Here is a 5,070-nt window from a genome sequence, read left to right on the forward strand (position 1 = left end):
CGCAGCGAGGCCGGCCGGCGGCGGCCCGACCTGGCCGGCGTGCTGGACGCCGTCACCGCCCGGCTCCGCGACCCCGAGCACGAGCTGGCCGCCCGCTTCCCGCAGCTGACCGGCGCGGTGATGGCCAAGGGCGTGGAGGACACCGCCTACTACCGGTGGAGCCGGTTCGTCGCGCTCAACGAGGTGGGCGGCAGCCCGGCCCACTTCGGCGTGCCCCCGGCCGAGCTGCACCGCTTCGCCGCCGCCCGCCAGGTGCGCTGGCCGGCGAGCATGACCACGCTCTCCACCCACGACACCAAGCGCGGCGAGGACGTGCGGGCCCGGCTCGCCGTGCTCAGCGAGATGCCCGGACGCTGGGCCGAGCGGGTGGTCGACTGGATGTCCCGCGCGCCGCTGGCCGACCCCGCGCTGGCCCACCTGCTCTGGCAGACCGCCGTCGGCGCCTGGCCGATCGAGCGGGACCGGCTGCACGGGTACGCCGAGAAGGCCGCCCGGGAGGCGTCGGTCAGCACCAGCTGGGCCGACCCCGACGCGGCCTTCGAGCACGAGATGCACTCCCTGGTCGACCGGATGTACGACGACCCGGAACTGCACGCGCAGATCACCGCGTTCGCCGACGAGATCACCCCGGCCGGCTGGTCGAACGCGCTCGGCCAGAAGCTGGTCCAGCTCACCATGCCCGGCGTGCCGGACACCTACCAGGGCACCGAGCTGTGGGAGAACTCCCTGGTCGACCCGGACAACCGGCGGCCTGTCGACTTCGCCGTACGCCGCGAGACGCTGGCCCGGCTCGACGCCGGCTGGCGGCCGGCCGTGGCCGCCGACGGCGCGGCCAAGCTGCTCGTGGTCTCCCGGGCGCTGCGTCTGCGTCGCGACCGCCCGGAGCTGTTCGGCGGCTACCGTCCGGTGCCGGCGCACGGCCCGGCCGCCGCGCACGCGGTGGCCTTCGACCGGGGCGGCGCGGTAGCGGTCGCCACCCGGCTGCCGCTGCGGCTGGCCCGCTCCGGCGGCTGGCGGAACACGACCGTGTCACTTTCCGTTCATCAGGTGACCGACTTGTTCACCGGTCGGGTCTACAGTGGTTCTGAGCTGCTCCTGGATGATCTGCTGAGCACCTATCCCGTCGCCCTCCTCGCACCCACCGACTCTGTGGAGGCCGCCGCATGACCGAGTTCACGGTGTGGGCGCCCGAGGCCGCCCGGGTGCGGCTGCGCCTGCCCGGCGTCGCCGACCACGACATGCGACCCGGCCGGTCCGGCTGGTGGCGGGTCGAGGTGCCCGACGCGGGCCCGGGCACCGACTACGCGTTCCTGCTCGACGACGACGAGCAGCCGCTCCCCGACCCCCGCTCGGCGTGGCAGCCGGCCGGGGTGCACGGCCCCAGCCGGCTCTACTCGCACGCCGCGTTCGACTGGACCGACGCCTCCTGGACCGGCCGGCAACTGCCCGGCAGCGTCCTCTACGAGCTGCACATCGGCACGTTCTCCCCGGAGGGCACGTTCGACGGCGCGATCGCCCGGCTCGACCACCTGGTCGACCTCGGCGTCGACCTGGTCGAGCTGCTGCCGGTCAACGCGTTCAACGGCGAGTACAACTGGGGCTACGACGGCGTCTGCTGGTACGCCCCGCACGAGCCCTACGGCGGGCCGGACGGGTTGAAACGGTTCGTCGACGCGGCCCACGCCAAGGGTCTGGGGGTGATCCTCGACGTCGTCTACAACCATTTCGGGCCCTCCGGGGCCTACGCGCCGCGCTTCGCGCCGTACCTCACCGAGCAGAGCAACACCTGGGGCCGCACCGTCAACCTGGACGGCCCGCACTCCGACGGGGTGCGCCGCTACATCGTCGACAGCGTGCTGATGTGGCTGCGCGACTACCACGTCGACGGTCTGCGGCTGGACGCCGTGCACGCGATGCCGGACGGCCGGGCCACCCACTGGCTGGAGGAGGTGGCCACCGAGGTCGAGGCGCTGTCGACGCACCTCGGCCGGCCGCTGTCGCTGATCGCCGAGAGCGACCTCAACGACCCGACGCTGATCACCCCGCGCGAGGCGGGCGGCTACGGCCTGCACGCGCAGTGGAACGACGACGCCCACCACGCGCTGCACACGCTGCTCACCGGCGAGCGGCAGGGCTACTACGGCGACTTCGGCTCCCTCGAATGCCTCGCCGACGTGCTGACCGGCGCGTTCTTCCACGCCGGCACCTGGTCCAGCTTCCGCAACCGCAGCCACGGCCGACCGGTCGACCGGCAGCGCACCCCGGGCCACCGCTTCGTGGCCTACCTGCAGAACCACGACCAGATCGGCAACCGGGCCACCGGTGACCGGATCTCCGCCACGCTCTCACCCGGGCTGCTGCGGGTCGGCGCCACCCTGCTGATGACCGCGCCGTTCACCCCGATGCTGTTCATGGGGGAGGAGTGGGCGGCGACGACGCCGTGGCAGTTCTTCACCAGCCACCCGGAGCCGGAGCTGGCGACGGCGGTCGCCACCGGCCGCAGGCGGGAGTTCGCCGCGCACGGCTGGCCGGAGGGGGACGTGCCGGATCCGCAGGACCCGCAGACGTTCCTGCGGTCCCGGCTGGACTGGGCCGAGCTGGACAAGCCCGAGCACCGCGAGATGTACGACTTCCACCGGCGGCTGATCGCGCTGCGCCGGTCCCGGGCCGACCTGTCCGATCCCCGGCTGCACCGGGTGGAGGTGCGCCACGGCGACCGGTTCCTCGTGATGCGGCGCGGCAACACGTTGGTGGTGGCCAACCTGGCCGACCGGCCGCAGCGGGTCAACCTGCCCGGGGTGGTACGCCGGGTGCTGCTCGCCACCTCCGAGGGCGTCACGGTGATGCGGGACGGCATCGAGCTGCCGCCGGAGTCGGCCGCGATCGTGGCGCTCTGACCACCCGCGCCCACCACTCACGATCGGTGCGGAAGGGAGCGGTTAGTTCGCCGCCGCGGCACGGTCCTACCTCCGACGACCGACCGTGGAGGTTCCCCATGTCCGACAACCCGAGCCGCGCCGACCTGTGGGCGCTGGCGCACGCCGAGCGCGCCGCCCTGGCCGAGGATCTCGCCGGCCTCGACGCGGCGCAGTGGGCGCAGCCCTCGCTGTGCGGCCGGTGGACGGTGGAGCAGGTCGTCGCGCACCTCACCGCCGCGGCGAGCGTCGGCCGGGCCCGCTGGGTGGCCAGCGTGCTCGGCGCCCGGTTCGACTTCGACCTGCACAACGACCGCCGGCTGGCCGAGCACCGGGGCGCCGACGCGGGGGAGACGCTCGAGCGCTTCCGCCGGGTCGTCGGCAGCACCACGTCGACGTTCGGGCCGACCGAGGCCTGGCTCGGTGAGGTGGTCGTGCACGCCCAGGACATCCGGCGTCCGCTCGGACTGGACCGCACGCCGCCGGTCGGGACGGTCACGCCGGTGGCCGCCTTCTTCGCGAGGCGGGACTTCACCGTGGCCGGACGCAGCGCCGTGGACGGCCTGCGGGTGGAGGCGACCGACGGGCCGTTCGGGTTCGGCGCCGGCCCGCTGGTCAGCGGCACCACCCTGGCGCTGACGATGGCGATGGCGGGCCGGGCTGCCTACTGCGACGATCTCACCGGGCCCGGCCTGCCCACCCTGCGGCAGCGCTGCGCCCCGGCCTGACCGTGAGCGGCAGGCCGATCCGACGGACGGCCCGGCGAGCATACTCAGTATGCTCGCCGGCATGCCGCCCTCGCATCGTCTCCTGACCCTGGTCGCCCCCGTGGCCGGCGTCCTGCTCGGCGTCCTCGACTTCGTCTGGATCAAGTGGGTGCCGTACCCGCTCGCCGAACTCGGCAACTCCACCGCCGTGTGGGCGGTCGCCGCGTTCGCGCTCGGCTGGTGGGTCCGGTCGGGCGCGGTGCGGGCCGCCGTGGCCGCCACCGGCCTGCTGGTGGTCGCGGTGCCGAGCTACTACCTGGCGGCCGCGCTGCTCCAGGGCGACGACCTCGCCGTGGTCGTGGCGCCCAGTTCGCTGCTCTGGATGGCGTTCGGGGTGTTCGCCGGGGTGGTGTTCGGGGTGGCCGGGATCTGGGCCCGCGCCGACGGGTGGCGTCGGGTGGTCGGTGTCGCGCTGCCGGCGGCCGTGTTCGTCGAGGAGGCGCTGCGCTTCGCCCGCCGCGCGCGGGCCGGATATCCGGGCGGGTGGTGGAACGTCGCGGTCGACCTCGTGCTCGCCGCGCTGCTGGTCGGGTGTGTCGCCCGGACCGCCCGGACCCGGCTGCGCGCGGCGGCGGTGGCGCTGCCGCTGGCCGTGCTCGGCGCGGTGGTGTTCGCCGCCGTGTCCTGACGCGGCACGCCGCGCCGATTGACTTTCGATAGCAAGAAACCGACACTCGATAGATGAGTGATCTCGACGTGCTTGTCGTCGGCGCCGGACTGGCCGGGTTGCACACCGCCACGCTGCTCGCCCGGGGCGGCCACGACGTGCTGCTTGTCGACCGCCGACCCACCCTGGCCGGCGCGATCCGGACCACCGGCATCTTCGTCCGGCGTACGCTCGACGACTTTCCGCTGCCCGAGGACTGCCTGGGCCCGCCGATCCGGCGGGTGGTGCTCTACCCGCCCGGGCTGCGCCGCCCGGTGACGCTCGTCAGCGGGCGCGACGAGTACCGGGTCGGCGACATGGCCGGGCTCTACACCGCCGCGGCGCACGCCGCCGCCGACGCCGGCGTACGGGTCGCGCTCGGCACCCGCTACACCGGCCGGCGGGCGGACGCCTTCGTGCTGCACGGACCCGACGGGCCGGCCGAGGTCCGTGCCCGGTTCGTCGTCGGCGCCGACGGCGCCCGCTCCCGGGTGGCCCGCGACCTGCGCCTGGACCGCAACCGCCACCTGCTGGTCGGCGCCGAGGAGGTCTTCCCCGTCCCCGGCGGCCAGGGGCCACCCACGTTCCACTGCGTGCTCGACCCCTCGCTCGCGCCCGGCTACCTGGCCTGGGTCGTGAACGACGGGCGGCACGCCCACGTCGGCGTCGCCGGCTACCCCGACCGCTTCCCCGGCGGGCTCCGGCAGGCGCTGCGCCGGTTCGCCGCGTCGGCACCCGGGCT

The 5,070-nt window shown here is 74.6% G+C and carries 5 protein-coding genes; all 5 read left to right on the forward strand.

The genetic code is table 11. From position 1 onward, the window contains the following. Positions 1–1,167: malto-oligosyltrehalose synthase (locus HUW36_RS25185; protein ID WP_484502603.1), on the forward strand; the 1,167-nt coding region annotated here is incomplete at its 5' end. Continuing rightward, complete coding sequence (treZ, locus tag HUW36_RS25190; RefSeq protein WP_174530435.1) at positions 1,164–2,897, forward strand: malto-oligosyltrehalose trehalohydrolase; 1,734 nt, start codon at positions 1,164–1,166, stop codon at positions 2,895–2,897. The genes HUW36_RS25185 and treZ, both read left to right, overlap by 4 nt. A gap of 98 nt (positions 2,898–2,995) precedes the next feature. Beyond that, positions 2,996–3,643 (forward strand): maleylpyruvate isomerase family mycothiol-dependent enzyme, encoded by a 648-nt coding sequence (locus HUW36_RS25195; protein ID WP_174530436.1) that lies wholly within the window; start codon positions 2,996–2,998, stop codon positions 3,641–3,643. 61 nt (positions 3,644–3,704) lie between these two features. After that, positions 3,705–4,310, forward strand: coding sequence for a DUF6518 family protein (locus HUW36_RS25200; protein ID WP_246248316.1), 606 nt, complete (start codon positions 3,705–3,707; stop codon positions 4,308–4,310). 53 nt (positions 4,311–4,363) lie between these two features. After that, a partial coding sequence (locus tag HUW36_RS25205) for an NAD(P)/FAD-dependent oxidoreductase (protein ID WP_174530438.1) occupies positions 4,364–5,070 on the forward strand: 707 nt, incomplete at its 3' end.

Origin of the sequence: Micromonospora maritima (assembly GCF_902825405.1) — a bacterium.
In the GTDB taxonomy this organism is placed as follows: domain Bacteria; phylum Actinomycetota; class Actinomycetes; order Mycobacteriales; family Micromonosporaceae; genus Micromonospora; species Micromonospora maritima.

Excerpts from the sequence above, each read along its gene's own strand:
- treZ (WP_174530435.1), top strand. The coding sequence starts at position 1,164 with ATGACCGAGTTCACGGTGTGGGCGCCCGAGGCCGCCCGGGTGCGGCTG.
- HUW36_RS25200 (WP_246248316.1), top strand. The coding sequence starts at position 3,705 with ATGCCGCCCTCGCATCGTCTCCTGACCCTGGTCGCCCCCGTGGCCGGC.
- HUW36_RS25195 (WP_174530436.1), top strand. The coding sequence starts at position 2,996 with ATGTCCGACAACCCGAGCCGCGCCGACCTGTGGGCGCTGGCGCACGCC.